Here is a 15,203-nt window from a genome sequence, read left to right as displayed (position 1 = left end):
CTTATCATTTCTGGCAATGGTGTATCTGCCTTTTCGCCAATCGCTTTCTGATATATGTTTATTAACACTTGAAAGCACTTCACCAAGAAATCCGGCAGCAAATGCCTCAGTAGATGCCTTAGCTGATACTTCCAGGGATCTGAAATCCATAGGGTCTTTCAAAAATCTTTCTTCAGCCTCAACTAAACTATTAACTAATCCTTCCAATAGTGCTACAATGTTCATGAGAGTATCTTCCTCCTTGTTTTGGGTTTTTTGGTCAAAATCATTATATCAAAGAGGCTTGATACTCTCTCTTTATTTTTTTATTAAACTGACAAAAACTTTACTCTATTATATGAAGGGATGCTTACAGAGTTCCGAAAAAAATAAAAAAGACCGGGATAACCCGATCTTTTTTATATATCATATAACTTCAATTAATCAACTGAAACGATTTCCTTCTTGTTGTATGATCCACAGCTCTGACATACTCTATGAGGAACCATAAGAGCGCCACACTTGCTGCACTTAACAAGATTTGGAGCAGTCATCTTCCAGTTTGCTCTTCTTTTATCTCTTCTAGCCTTTGAAGTCTTGTTCTTTGGACAAATTGACATTGCGGAAACACCTCCCTTACGAAATCACACTTGTTACATTATACAAATCATATAAACAGTTGTCAATAACTATTTTAAAAAATGTATTTTATTTGCAAAGCATCACTGTTTCTCTAGCTATAGCAAGTTCTTCATTTGTAGGAACAGCATATACTTTAACTTTTGAGTCTTCTGTACTGATAAGAGCCTCATCATGGCATTTATCATTTACTTCTTTATTAACCTTGATTCCAAGATAACCGAAATAGCTGAGTACTTCTTCTCTAGCAAGAGCATCATGCTCACCTATACCTGCTGTAAATGCGATTGCATCCACACCATTCATTGCAGCAATGTATCCACCAACAATCTTTGCTGCCTGATAGCAGAAAGCCTTAAATGCTATTGTTGCTCTTGGATCACCCTTAAGATATCCATCATCAATATCTCTAAAGTCACTTGATGTGCCTGAAATACCAAGAAGACCTGACTTCTTATTAAGTATAGTCATAATCTCATTTATATTCTTTCCTTCTTTGTTGGCAATATATTCAATGATTGCAGGATCGATGCTTCCTGAACGTGTTCCCATAAGAATACCTTCAAGTGGAGTCATACCCATAGAAGTATCTACAGACTTTCCGCCGCATACAGCTGATATACTCGCACCACCACCGAGGTGACAAACGATAACCTTTGTGTCCTCAGCAGGTTTACCAAGAAGTTCAATAACTCTCTTACTTACAAAGCTGTGGCTTGTTCCGTGGAAACCGTATCTTCTTACTTTATATTTCTCATAATATTCATATGGAAGACCGTACATATATGCTTTCTCAGGCATTGTCTGATGGAATGCTGTATCAAATACAGCCACATTAGGAACACCCGGCATAAGTGACATACAAGCCTTAATACCAAGAATATTCGCAGGATTATGAAGCGGAGCAAGGTCACTGCACTTTTCAATATCCGCAAGGACCTCATCATTAACTACTACTGATGATGAAAATCTTTCTCCACCGTGAACAACTCTGTGTCCAACTGCATCTATCTCTTTAAGATCACTGATAACACCGAAGTTTGGATCAGTCATTCTCTCTATAACAAGTTTTAATGCCACTCCGTGATCAGGAAGTTCCACAGTCTCGCTACCCTTAGTATTATCCCTCTTATTGTAGCTGATCTGCCCTGTCCCACCGATTCTCTCACAAAGTCCCTTTGCGATAACAGATTCATTTTCCGAATCAATAAGCTGATACTTAAGTGTAGTAGAGCCCGCATTAATAACTAAAATTTTCATTGTCTCTTATATCTCCTTTAATTTCATTTCCAATCATATTATGAATCCGGGTAAACCCGGAATTTGATCATTATTATCTTTTCTGAAGAGTTTCCTCTTCCTTACCATCAATTATAACAACACCTCTACCGTGTTCTTTACCATAGTACATAGCCTCATCCGACCTTGAAAGAAGTTCATGAACAAGTGAGGTCGTCTCCGGATATGACGAGATACCGACACTGGAATTAACTTTTATGATATGTTCTTCAAATTCAACCTTTGAATTAAAGATTTCCTCATGCATAGTTAAAACAATCTCATATGCTTCTTCCAAACTCTTCTCAGGAAGAATAATAACAAATTCCTCACCACCGTATCTGCATGCGATACCATGATATTCCTTGGCATATTTATGCATAATTCCAGCCACATTCTTGATGACAGCATCACCGGCAAGATGTCCGTATGTATCATTGACTGATTTAAATTTATCTATATCAAGCATTGCAACGGAGAGATTTTTATTGTTCTCCATGGCATCTTTTGATATATCATAGAAAATCTCATTAAAATAAGCTCTGTTGTAGATACCTGAAAGACCGTCTTTTCTGGCCATATCCTGCATCTTGAGATATAATTCAATATTCTCAAATGAACTCGAAAGGTTAACTACCGCAGATTCATAGAAAGAAAATCCTCCTTCAAAGAATTCTGCCGTTCTGTCTCCAACAAGAAGAATACCATATAATTTATTATCCATAAATGCCGGAACAACTATCAGATTCTCGAAATCTATATCAAGATCCGGTATAAGCTTAGCCTTTTCTCCATCTATAGATATAGGAACAACACTCTTATAGTCATTTTTTTCAACCATATAGAACATGTCTTTAATCATGATTGTAAATATCTTTTCAGATGCGATATTCGATGCAGGAGCAAGATTATTTCCTTCTCTAGCAACAAGTATCTTCTGAATTTCCTCATTTCCAAGGAATACACCCGGCTTTATATAGAAACCGCAAATATCCGGCTTTCTGTCATTCATTATATTCTTAAGCAGAATATCAACACACTCTTCCACATCTCTTGTAGAAGAAACTTCTTTCATGATATTTACAAGTGCTCTGATGTCTGAATTAAGTGCTTTAAGCTCATTATTAACTTTACCGAGATTAATCTTCTGAAGATTTATCTCATTATTTACATGATTAACCCTATCCTGATAAACCTTAAGCCTGTCATTCTCCTCCCTAATATTTTCATTATATGACTCAAGCTCTAAATACTTTTTGTTCATCATATATATCGTTGTATGCAATAAATCCGATGTATGGATCGATATAACGACTACAGCTACAGAGATAGCTAATCCGATAAGAAACCTCTCCGGATCAACATTATGGTCAACTGTATATGTAACACCTACAAATATGATGATACCACCCAAAAACCTTTTGAAATTAAGGATAGTATTATCATAAGTATTATCCAATGAAAGCATTTCGGAATAGATAAATATATACATTATGATTATTCCGAAAAATTCCAAATGGTTAACATCACATACAAAACATCCAACTGTCAATGCAATCAGCTGAATTACGGATTTTATATTGATCATAACATCTTTAAAGATTAAATATTTATTTATATATATAAGGTCAATTATCAAACTGATAACCGAAAATGCAACAAAATAAATCGCAAAAACATCATCATTTGTTAAATGCGATAAATAAACAAATAAGGCAAATAAACCAAACAAAAGATAAATTGCCAAATGATATATAATTAATCGTCCACTGAACGAATCGTTCAATTCCTTAGACACAAAAACACCCCCCATATAAATCAAACCGATTACCTAATTATATAAAAAAACACGTAAAATAGCAATAATTTCTTAGTTTTCATTACCCGAAAAGTTCCATAATCATATCATCAACATAAGCCTTGGTTCTTTCTAGATCACCGGAATTATCGACCAGATACTCCGTATTATCTTTATAGAAATCATCACTCTTTTGACTATTCATAACGGAGATACTCTTTTCCTTACTATATCCTCTTCCATCTCTAAGTCTTTCAATCCTTATATCTCTATCAGCATAGATATAACAAATCTTATCACATATTTTTTTATACCCATCTTCAATCAGAAGCGCTGCTTCTATGACAAAAAGACTTATTTTTTCATCACGTGAATTAAGAAGTGTACCTTCTTTCGCTTCTTTGATAAGTCCCTTAATATGATTTTTCACCGAAGGATGGACAAGTGAATTCAGTTTTTTTAGTTTTTCAGAATCAGCAAATACAATCTTTCCAAACTTTTCTCTGTCAAAAGAACCATCTTCACATAAAATATCATTTCCGAATGCATCAACGATATCTTTATAAAGTTCAGTACCGCATGACATCAGACTTTTGGCAAGGGCATCCGCCTCGACAATATATGTTCCTTTTTTTGTTGAAATATATCTTAAAACAGCACTTTTACCGGAGCCTATACCTCCGGTAATTCCAAGCACTTTTATATTATTTTGCATCATAAAGACTATTCCCTTCATGAACATCAGCAGAAAGAACAACACTCATTTTGGTTGCATTTTCCATCTTATCTCTAAGTATCTCTTTAACTGCTTCGATTTCATCAGGATGAGTTTCTATAAGAAGTTCATCATGAATCTGAAGAATGAGTCTTGATTTAAGATTTCTCTGCTTTAATTCCTTACTTACGCCTATCATCGCAAGTTTTATGATATCAGCCGCAGTTCCCTGGATAGGTGAATTCATCGCAACTCTTTCGCCGAAACTTCTCTGCATGAAATTCGATGATTTAAGTTCCGGAATCGGTCTTTTTCTTCCAAACATAGTTTTGACAAAGCCATTTTCCTTTGCACTGCTGACTTCCTGATCAAGATATTCCTTAACCTTTGGATATGACTGAAAATATTTATCTATATATTCCTGAGCTTCCTTTCTGGAAATATCAAGATCCTGTCCAAGTCCAAATGAACTGATACCGTAAATGATACCGAAATTAACAGCCTTCGCTTTTCTTCTCATATCGGAATCGATCATTTCTGCAGGAATTCCGAATACTTCCGAAGCTGTCATGGTATGAATATCATTTCCCTTAACAAAGGCATCTATTAACTTCTCATCCTTTGAAAGATGAGCCATACATTTAAGTTCAATCTGCGAATAATCCGCATCCACGAATATATATCCTTCTTTTGGAACAAAGGATCTTCTAAGTTCTCGTCCTATACCGCTACGCATAGGAATATTCTGCAGATTAGGTTCAGTACTGCTTAAACGTCCTGTAGCTGTAACAGTCTGATTAAAATGACTATGTATCCTTCCGTCTTCTGCAACATATGAAAGAAGTCCTTCAACATAAGTAGACAGAAGCTTACTGAGCTGTCTGTACTCAAGGATTGCCGGAATGATCGGATGTTCATTCTTTAATTTGTTCAGCACATCAACATTTGTGGAATAACCCGTTTTGGTCTTCTTCCCACTCTGAAGCCCGAGTTTTTCAAATAGAATTTCTCCAAGCTTCTTAGTTGAATTTACATTAAATTCCTCATCGGCATATTCATATATATTCTTCTTTAAGGCTTCAATCCTATCCTCAAGATTCTTGCCATATTCTTTAAGCTCTACAGAATTTACACCGATACCATACTGCTCCATATCATAAAGAACAAATATCAACGGATATTCTATATCTTTATACAGATTTATCATTCCGTCTTTATTTAATTCATCAAATATCCTGTCGTAAGCCTTATAAGATACATAGGCTGCATACGAAAGATATTTGATAACATTATCTGTCTCAAGAGTAAATAGATTAATCTCAGTCTTATCAAGAAGTTCCTTTTTGTCAGGCATCATCTCATCAAGGAAATCCCTTCCGAGATCACTGTATTCATATCCATTTCTAAGAGGATTCAGAATATATGCCGCAACACTGAGATCAAATACATTTTCCTCTTCAAGTATATCAAGATAACCTATATTTTTCTTGATATCTATAAAGCTGACAAGAACGCCTGATGCAGTAAAATCTTTATATAAATCTTTTACATTTACAGATCCGATATTTTTAATGATATAAATATCATTATCAACCGATACTGCAGCTCCGATCAGTTCATTATCTTCATCTGAAATGATTGGGAAGAAACCTGCTCTCCTACTTGATTTTGCCTTTTCTTCAAGTGAAGAAATATCACTTTCAGATAAATGCATCACAAATGAAGTCTTTTTGGTTTCCTTCTTCCAGTCAAATCTGCCAAGGAAACTCTTTAATTCAAGTTCATTCAACTTGTCATAAGCTTCCTGGCCGAACATTTTATCTTTATCAATAATAGTTTCATTAGTATCTATTCCAAGATCACAATCAAGTTTAATAGTTGCAAGCCATTTAGAAAGATAAGCCTGATCTTTATACTCGATAAGATTTTTCTTCATAGCTCCTTCTTTTAAGCAATCGATATTTTTATAAATATTATCTATAGAATGGTATTCGGTAATAAGACCTTCAGCTGATTTAGGTCCAATCTTCGGAACACCGGGAATATTATCGGAACTATCTCCCATAAGCCCCTTTAAATCAATGAATTCTTTAGGAGTAACCTTATATGTTTCGATAACATCTTTTTCATAATAATCTTCAATCGTGGTCTTACCACCCTTAGTCTTAGGGATTCTTATGAGAACCTTGTCTGTCGCAAGCTGAAGAAGATCTCTGTCTCCGGAAAGAACAGTAACTTTGAAGCCCTCTTTTTCCGAATTAACAGAAAGGGTTCCAATAATATCATCAGCTTCTATCCCTTCCTTCTCAATGATGGTAATACCCATGGTTCTCAGAAGATCCTTTATAACAGGAAACTGCTCTCTAAGTTCAGGGTCCATTGATTTTCTTGTACCTTTATATGCTTCAAACTTTAAATGTCTGAATGTCGGCGCATGAAGATCAAATGCAACAGCCATATTGTCAGGTTTTTCTTCATCTATTATCTTAAATACGATATTCAGAAATCCAAGAATTCCATTTGTATGAAGTCCTTTGGAATTGGTCATTTCCGGAAGTCCGTAATAACCCCTGTTCATTATGCTGTTTCCATCAATAAGTAAAATTTTCTTCATATTCATCCTCACCTAAAAGAGAATCCTTTTCCAACTCTTCTTCCTGTCTCTTTTGTAAAATTTCTTCCAGTACCTGTCTGCCACAATTTATATTATAGACAATACTTTCTTTTATACTTGAATAATTATCGAGTTTTTCAACCAAAGTAAACTTCGGCTTCTGCGTCAGCTTCTTACTCTCTTCAACAATATCCTTATCATGCCTCAGAAGTATAGGACTAAGCTCTTTACCGAAATAATAATCTCCCTGAGACTCAAGCTTCTTCCTCTCTTCGAAATTATAAACCTTTGCAAGGGCACGTCCGTAGAATACAAAAATACCCGCAATGATAAGTATCATCAAAAATGTGAATGTCGAAAATCTTATACGTCTTCTTCCTCTGTAACTGTTCTCCAGCTTCTTAAGCTTATTCTCAAGATCCTTACTAAAGTCAGTAGCAAGTTCCTGCTTACTGTCCAGCTGCTTCATACCAACAATAAGAGTATAATAAATCTCAAGTTCTTCATGGCATTTTGCGCAACTGTTCATATGAAGGCAGAAATCTTCATGCTTACTTTCCGGAAGAGTTCCTTCAATAAATGGCATTATATAAGATTGTGCTTCTAAATGATTCACAATTAAAACTCCTAATTAATTAGAAAATAGATGAGCATTTGCTGATGTCTGCTCCGGACCGTTAGATTCTAAACTATTCATTGTTCCGGGAAGTGTAGGTGCCATAAGCACTCTTCCCGTACCTCTATATACATTTACAAGTCCTTCCTTACTGATTGCAGAACCAATAAGAGACTTTGATGATTTCTCCACAGTAAACTCAAGCGATGCTGACCATGCTACGGCCATATTTCCGTCAATCTTAAGGACATCATTTTCAAGATCAAAAACAAATAATTCTTCTCTTGGAACCGGTGATTCAAGAACTGCATGTCCCGATCCTCTAAGACTTAAGTTGAAGAATCCTTCTCCACCGAATACAGCAGATGAAACATTGTTTCTTCCGACCACTTTCTCTTCTACAGTAGATTCACATGCAAGGAAGAGTCCGTCATCAAGAACAACTCCACCCGGTCCCCATGCACCGATATCCTCAATAAGAATATGATTATATGTAGGCTCAAGCATGATGCATCCTGCTCCTTCATAAATAGGTTTAGCAAGTGATTCACCTGTTACCTTTGCCTTAATTGCTTTTCCAAGGAAGTTTCCGAGGTTAACACCGGAACTCATGTTTACATTTCCCGAAGTCCACTGCATAGCACCTGCCTGAATTCTTATTGAAGTTCCATTCAACTGTGCTAAAACCTGTCTCTTCTTAACGTTCATTTCTCTCATGAAATAAGCACTTGATGCAGAATATGCTGAGTTCGATCTGTCCATCTGATGCTCATAAACATAAAAGCATCCTCCCTGCTCAACGATCTTCATATTCTTGTTATCGAATACATTGGTATACCTTATCATTTTTCACCCTCCACTAAAATTATAATAATATAACTAAAGGCAGCAAAAAAAATGCTGCCTGATTTTTTAAAATATTAATTGCCACGAACAAGACCTGTAAGACCTGTTCTTACGAATTCCTGTATTGTAAATCCGTTAAGAAGATTGATAAATGCCTCAATCTTACTTGAATTACCTGTAAGCTCTATCATAAGAGAATCAGGAGAAACATCTACGATACTTGCTCTGAATACATTGGCAACAGATATAATCTGCTGTCTCTCAGCTATATCTGCTTTAACCTTTACAAGAACAAGTTCACGACATACAGATGTACCATCTTCAAGTTCTATAATGTCTACAACATCCTCAAGTTTGTTGAGCTGTTTTTTTATCTGATTAAGTGTTCTGTCATCACCACTGACAGCAACTGTCATTCTCGAATATTTAGGATTTTCAGTAACGCCTACCGAAAGACTATCGATATTATATCCGCGGCGACTGAACATTCCTGAGACTCTACTCAGTACACCTGAAGTATTATCAACAAGTAGAGATAAAACCTTCGTCTTCATTTGCAATTTCCACCTTTCGAACAAGTAATAAAAACTTAAAAACAATTCTAGCAATATCACTTAATAATGTCAACAAATAACTTAAATAAGGCTCTGTACCAACCTGACACATTCATTTGCATCTTTTGAATATCCATCAGCCTTTATCTCGTCGGCAAAATTCTGATTTATAACAGCTCCACCGATTATGATTTTAGCTCTACAGCCCTTTTCATGAGAATATATGATAACATCTTTCATATTCATCATTGTTGTGGTCATAAGAGCCGATAAAGCGATTATATCCGCATCATGTTCGATAGCTGCTTCAACTATCGTTTCCTTCGGAACATCCTTACCGAGATCAATTACATTAAATCCGTAATTTCTGAGCATAAGAACGCAAAGACTCTTTCCAATCTCATGAATATCACCTTCAACAGAGGCAAATACTACTGTTCCTTTACTCTCTCCCGTTTCATCCTTTTTAAGATGAGGAGTAATATATTCAATAGCTGCATCCATCGCATTTGCACCGGAAATAAGCTGCGGAAGGAAAAACTTCTTCTCTTCAAAAAGTTCTCCGACTCTGTTGATCGCAGGAATGAGATCATTGTCTATTATAGACTTCGGCTCAGCACCCTTTTCTATAGCCTTTTTAACTTCATCAACAGCCTGTCTTTTATTTCCGTTTATTATAGCCTCATAAACCGGAGTCTTTCCTTCACCGACAAGACTCTCTGATTTGGATCCTGAAGGACCTTTTGAAGATTTAGCTGCATCTCCTGTTTCAATATGTCTTACGTTCATAACATATCTGTTGTCAGCATCAGTCTTATTAAGAAGAAGGTCAGCTGAAAGAGCTGCATTTACTAGCTGATCCTGATCCGGATTCGCAATTGCCATTGTAAGACCGTTTGCAATAGCCATTGTAAGGAATGCAGAGTTAATATTGATTCTTTCAGGAAGTCCAAATGAAATATTTGAAAGTCCGCATATTGTCGGAAGCCCAAGTTCATCATGACAGAATCTGATGGTTTCAAGAGTCATAAGACCTGCATCCTTAAGAGCTCCGACAGTTGAAACAAGGCCATCGACCACAAGATCATTCATGGTAAGACCTTCTTCAAGAGCAATTCTCACAAGTTCTCTGACATTTTCCTTCTTCTCTTCAAGAGTTTCCGGAAGTCCTGCATCAGACAAAGGAAGAAGTATGCACATAGCTCCGTATTTCTTGGCTATTTTAAATAATGGTCTGCACTTCTTCTCTTCAAGAGAAACAGAATTTATAAGCGCTCTACCCGGATAGATTCTAAGAGCACTTTCTACAACATTAACATAACTTGAATCTATACATAAAGGAAGATCTGTAAGAGAAATAACCTCATAGATTGCTTTAAGCATCATCTCTTCTTCATCGATACCATTTATACCCATATTGATATCAAGGACTGCTGCGCCATTCTTATCCTGAGCCACAGCCATTTCCGATACAATATCAAGATTTCCGGCTCTAAGTTCTTCCTGAAGTTTCTTCTTTCCTGTCGGATTAATTCTTTCACCTACCACAAGGAATGGTCCATCAAGCGGAATGTCAAGAAGTTTTCTTTCAGAACTGAGAGTACGTTTATGAGTCTCATTTATAACCGGTCTTTCCATTCCTCTAACGGCTATCTTGAGTTTTTCTATATGCTTGCAGTTAGAACCGCAGCATCCACCCACTATAGACGCACCTGCATATACAAGCTTCTTGGCACAATCAGCAAAATATTCCGGTTTCATCAGATAAACAGACTTACCGTCCACAAGTTCAGGCATACCTGCATTTGGTTTAGCAAATACAGGAACCGAAGCATATTCTTTCATTTTCTCAACAAGTTCTGTCATTTCTTCAGGCCCTGTCGAACAGTTAATTCCTACCGCATCAACGCCGAGTCCCTGAAGAGTTACTACCGCAACTTCAGGTGGAGTTCCGAAAAGAGTTCTACCGTCTTCATTATAAGTAAGACTGACTATTACAGGAATTTCTTCATTTATCTCTCTGATTGCGATAACCGCAGCTCTTGTTTCCTGAAGGCTCATCATAGTCTCAACCACAATAAGATCAACTTCAGCCTCAATAAGAGCAGCCGCCTGTTCTTTATATACATCCACAAGTGTCTCAAATTTAAGATCACCTATAGGATAAAGCTGCTTACCGGTCATTGTCATATCACCGGCAACATAGCCTCTGTAATTATTTCTTGCTATTGCTTCCTTTGATAATGCGACAAGATCCTTATTCATCTGAACTGTATTATCTTCAAGATGATACTCTTCAAGCTTTATTCTGTTACATGTAAATGTAGGAGCATATACTATATTCGAACCTGCTTCGATAAACTTGCTCTGAAGATTAATAAGCTTCTCAGGATGTTCAAGTATCCATTTTTCAGGGCATACCCCAAGAGGCATTCCGACATCCATAAGATTTGTTCCCGTAGCTCCGTCAAGGACAAGTATCTGCTTATCAACAAGTTCTCTGAATTGCTTTCTATTCATAAATTCATACCTTTCATATAAACCCTATATAACTACAAATTTTTTTTATAAAAACTGCTTTTCTTACTCAAAGTATTTTTTCACGGACAAAAGAAGAAGTTTCTCAAATTCATCCTTAACTCTATCAGCAGTTTCTTTTACTTCCTCATGGGATAAAGGCTCTCCCGAAATTCCGGCAGCCATATTTGTAATGCAGGATATACCTGCCACCTTGACGCCTGCATGCCTTGCAGCAACAGCTTCAACAGTTGTACTCATTCCTACAGCATCCGCACCAAGATTTCTGAACATCCTGATCTCAGCAGGAGTTTCATACTGAGGTCCCGTTGTCTGAAGATAAATACCCTTCTTCAGATCTATTCCGAGTTCTTCTGCCGCCTTTTCAATAATTCCGACAAATGCGCTGTCATATACTTCAGACATATCAGGAAATCTCACTCCAAGATCTTTTATATTCGGTCCAATCAAAGGAGAAGGAACAAATGTTGTTATCTGGTCTGTTATAGCCATAAGTGTACCCGGCTTAAAGTTAAGATTAATTCCTCCGGCTGCATTTGTAAGGATAAGTTGTTTTATACCTATCATACACATAAGTCTTACAGGAAGAACAACTTTCTTCATAGAATAACCCTCATAATAATGAACTCTTCCCTGCATGACTATAACTTCATGACCGAAAAGTTTTCCCACAACAAATCTGCCATTATGTCCCGACACGGTAGAAACCGGAAAACCGGGAATATCCTGATAATTTATATAAATACTGTTTTCAAGTTTTTCAGCAAAACTTCCAAGACCGGATCCGAGAACAATACCTATTTCAGGTTTTCTCCCGGAAAGCTTTTCATTTAAAATATTGCATATATCATTAAGCCCCTTCTCTGTATCTCCCATAATAACCCCTTTCTAACTTTCCACTTGCTAATTTTCTACTTTATAACTTTCTACTTTCTAATTTTCCACTTACTAACTTTCCACTTACTAACTTTCCATCTACTTACTTTCCACTTACCGATTGTCTACTTTCTAATAACTAAGTTCCGATTCCCAATAACAGATAACCGGAAATCCCCATTCAACATTTTCATATAAAATCTGAGCATAATCATACGGAAGGTTTACACATCCGTGTGATCCGTTATTTACATATATATTTCCACCGAATTCACTTCTCCATGTAGCATCATGGAATCCGATACCTCCGTTAAAAGGCATCCAGAATTTAACAGGAGAAGAATAATCTTCCCCCTCAAGAACTGTATCATAGATAACAGCATCTATATCAAATAATCCTCCCGGAGTTGTATGCCCTTCCGCAACACAACCGGAAACACAATCACACTCAAATATCAGTTGTCCTTCTTTATATAAATATACCTTCTGCTGTGAAAGATTAACCTCAACATAACTGTTACCGATATCATCCCCCTGATTATCTAAACTGTATGCCCAGTTGTCCAGTTCAGGTTCTCTTTCAACATCCTCTCGGTTAACTATATCAGTATAAAGAGCGTCCGCCTCAGCATCTTTATCAAGAAGGAATCCGTATGTTTCACTGTTAGTAATAAACCTTCTTCCGTCATGAGTTCTGAAAACCCTGTCTGTTCCATATGTATCATACATTCTTGAAAGAGCATTTATATATTCATAAACTTTTTCTCTTGAGACCTGAACATCATAAATATCATCGATTGTAAGCATTGCAAATATTTCCTCTGCAGGAACTTCAACTACAGTATTTCCATAATCATATTTGATCTTAGTTGAAATATATGAATTAACCTTTTCAACCGCTTCTTTTATCTGATCCGCATTCTCGTCGAACTTAGGCTCTATATAACAAGAAGTACTATAAATATCCAGTGTCTTATCAAGAGCATTCAGTCTTTCTTCACAAAGCTTATATGCTCTGTCCTTATCTATAAGTGTGCCTTTATCTCCGTCTTGTATCTCAGCCTTCTGAGTACCACTGTTAAATATAATTTTAGGCTCTTCCGGCTGTATCATATTTTTCTCTTTAAGATAAGGAATATCATCCAAAGTTTTCTTCAGCTTGTCTCTGTCAAATTCAACATGTACCTCAGCTTCATTATCATCGCTGAAGATATAAATAAACCAAAGAAATGGATTCTGCTTCTTCTTAATACTGTCAACTGCCTCACCAAATGAAGCCTTATAGTCAATATTCACCGGATATATTACAGACTCACCATTCTTAAACTTTAAAGTCAGTTTATAATCTTTATATTTCTCATCTAACTTTTCAACAACTTCATTCTTGTCTTTAAATGCACAATCCACCCCATTTATCCTTGTACCCGGAGCAAAATATTTATAAGACAGAAAAACCATAACACCATATGCTGTTACAAAAAGAGCAGCAAGTATGATTACTATATTTCTAATTGTCTTTTTCTTATTTTTATGCTGAATAAATGCATTATTATCTACAAATACTTCTTCACTAATATCATTTTCTTTCATTTTATGCTCCATTATGTGTTAAATATTTATGTCGATTATAACTATTTCAGGAATATTATTGATCTTGATCTTCAAAGAATGCTGACCCAAACCGCTGGTAAGATACATTTTTCTTTTTGGAAAATATTCACTTTCATATATTCCTTTAGTATATTTGGGAAACAGTTTAAGTCGCGGTGTTATAGCGCCTCCAACAAATGGAATATTCACGATTCCCCCATGAAAATGCCCCGAAAGGGCAAGATCCGCTCCCCACTCAGCGTATTCTTCAAAATATTCCGGATTATGAGCCAGAAGAATATTATATCCTTCCTTAGGTTTGCCAAGTTCCGTAAATACATCTTTAGTCTTAAGTTTATCTCCTATGCTACGCCTGTAAAATCTAAGATCAATATCCAGGCCATAAATATTTATAGGTTTACCATCATGTTCAACTGTCACAACATCATTTTCAAGATAAGTAATATTGTCACAGTCATTTATTATATACATCAGATCCTCAAAGATCTTTTCATTTTTATAATAATGCACCTTCGCCTTTTTCTCGTGATTTCCGGGCGAAATATATGTTGTAGCAATATTATTGATTCTGTAAAGTAAATCTCTGACAGGTTCTATACTTTCATCATCATGACCATTTATAAGATCCCCGGCTATCATGATCATATCCGGTGATGCTTCTTTTATGATACTTTCGATCTTCTCATTTAAGTATCCATTTTCAGCTTCATGATAATCCGCAAGAAAAGCAAGCCTTACAGGCTTGCCATGAGAATTATCCGCATTATTATCATACGAATTTATCTTGATATATCTTTTTTTAATCTTTTTAAGTTCACGTTTTGATTCTAATAATACAAATCCGGCTCCTAAAAGGGCTACCGAAAATAAATATTTAATAATTCTCATCCGATCATCCTTTTATATGAATTTCTGTTTCATTATATCTGATCTTTCTTTTGTTCCTTATCAGGATCCACATGGTATTTCTCAATCAGTTTTCTTATCCAGACTATAACATAAACTATAACCGGAAAAACCATTGTTGCGAAAAGAAATCCGAGAAAATAGCCATTACCAGTGATTGCCGATACTATCATACCAATGATCAACCCTACTATGATCAGAATAGTTAAACCGGCTAATATTCTCTTTACCAT

The 15,203-nt window shown here is 36.0% G+C and carries 14 protein-coding genes; all 14 read right to left on the bottom strand.

Annotated features, from left to right (window positions below; all coding sequences use genetic code 11):
- The coding region (locus B5D25_RS09720) for a hypothetical protein (protein ID WP_341465080.1) at positions 1-225 on the bottom strand (225 nt) is incomplete at its 3' end.
- A 194-nt stretch (positions 226-419) separates the two neighbouring features.
- Positions 420-599 carry a 50S ribosomal protein L32 gene (gene rpmF, locus B5D25_RS09715; RefSeq protein ID WP_078787770.1) on the bottom strand — a complete coding sequence of 60 codons (180 nt, stop codon included), beginning with the start codon at positions 597-599 and terminating at the stop codon, positions 420-422.
- Positions 600-687: 88 nt separating this feature from the next.
- Entirely contained in the window at positions 688-1,878 is a 1,191-nt protein-coding gene (locus tag B5D25_RS09710; protein ID WP_078787769.1) for an acetate/propionate family kinase, read from the bottom strand.
- A 73-nt stretch (positions 1,879-1,951) separates the two neighbouring features.
- Positions 1,952-3,694, bottom strand: coding sequence for a GGDEF domain-containing protein (locus B5D25_RS09705; protein ID WP_159444142.1), 1,743 nt, complete (start codon positions 3,692-3,694; stop codon positions 1,952-1,954).
- A gap of 82 nt (positions 3,695-3,776) precedes the next feature.
- Positions 3,777-4,412: a dephospho-CoA kinase gene (gene coaE / locus B5D25_RS09700; protein WP_078787767.1), complete on the bottom strand. Its 636-nt coding sequence runs from the start codon at positions 4,410-4,412 to the stop codon at positions 3,777-3,779.
- On the bottom strand, positions 4,399-7,023 hold the full coding sequence (gene polA / locus B5D25_RS09695; protein WP_078787766.1) for a DNA polymerase I: 2,625 nt from the start codon (positions 7,021-7,023) through the stop codon (positions 4,399-4,401). The genes coaE and polA overlap by 14 nt, the downstream gene beginning before the upstream one ends.
- Positions 7,001-7,639 carry an anti-sigma factor family protein gene (locus tag B5D25_RS09690; protein ID WP_078787765.1) on the bottom strand — a complete coding sequence of 213 codons (639 nt, stop codon included), beginning with the start codon at positions 7,637-7,639 and terminating at the stop codon, positions 7,001-7,003. The genes polA and B5D25_RS09690 overlap by 23 nt, the downstream gene beginning before the upstream one ends.
- 15 nt (positions 7,640-7,654) lie before the next feature.
- Positions 7,655-8,485, bottom strand: a complete 831-nt coding sequence (locus B5D25_RS09685; RefSeq protein WP_078787764.1) for an AIM24 family protein — start codon at positions 8,483-8,485, stop codon at positions 7,655-7,657.
- A 74-nt stretch (positions 8,486-8,559) separates the two neighbouring features.
- On the bottom strand, positions 8,560-9,039 hold the full coding sequence (gene ilvN / locus B5D25_RS09680; RefSeq protein WP_078787763.1) for an acetolactate synthase small subunit: 480 nt from the start codon (positions 9,037-9,039) through the stop codon (positions 8,560-8,562).
- An 81-nt stretch (positions 9,040-9,120) separates the two neighbouring features.
- Positions 9,121-11,559, bottom strand: a complete 2,439-nt coding sequence (locus B5D25_RS09675; RefSeq protein ID WP_078787762.1) for a homocysteine S-methyltransferase family protein — start codon at positions 11,557-11,559, stop codon at positions 9,121-9,123.
- A 63-nt stretch (positions 11,560-11,622) separates the two neighbouring features.
- On the bottom strand, positions 11,623-12,453 hold the full coding sequence (locus tag B5D25_RS09670) for a purine-nucleoside phosphorylase (RefSeq protein ID WP_078787761.1): 831 nt from the start codon (positions 12,451-12,453) through the stop codon (positions 11,623-11,625).
- 132 nt (positions 12,454-12,585) lie between these two features.
- Positions 12,586-14,043: a L,D-transpeptidase family protein gene (locus tag B5D25_RS09665; protein WP_159444141.1), complete on the bottom strand. Its 1,458-nt coding sequence runs from the start codon at positions 14,041-14,043 to the stop codon at positions 12,586-12,588.
- Positions 14,044-14,061: 18 nt separating this feature from the next.
- Complete coding sequence (locus tag B5D25_RS09660) at positions 14,062-14,952, bottom strand: metallophosphoesterase (protein ID WP_078787759.1); 891 nt, start codon at positions 14,950-14,952, stop codon at positions 14,062-14,064.
- A gap of 32 nt (positions 14,953-14,984) precedes the next feature.
- Entirely contained in the window at positions 14,985-15,203 is a 219-nt protein-coding gene (locus tag B5D25_RS09655; RefSeq protein ID WP_078787758.1) for a hypothetical protein, read from the bottom strand.

It is taken from the genome of Eubacterium ruminantium, from assembly GCF_900167085.1.
GTDB classification, from domain to species: domain Bacteria; phylum Bacillota; class Clostridia; order Lachnospirales; family Lachnospiraceae; genus Eubacterium_Q; species Eubacterium_Q ruminantium.
Note: the sequence above shows the minus strand (reverse complement) of the source record. Positions and strands in the feature narration are given on the sequence as shown.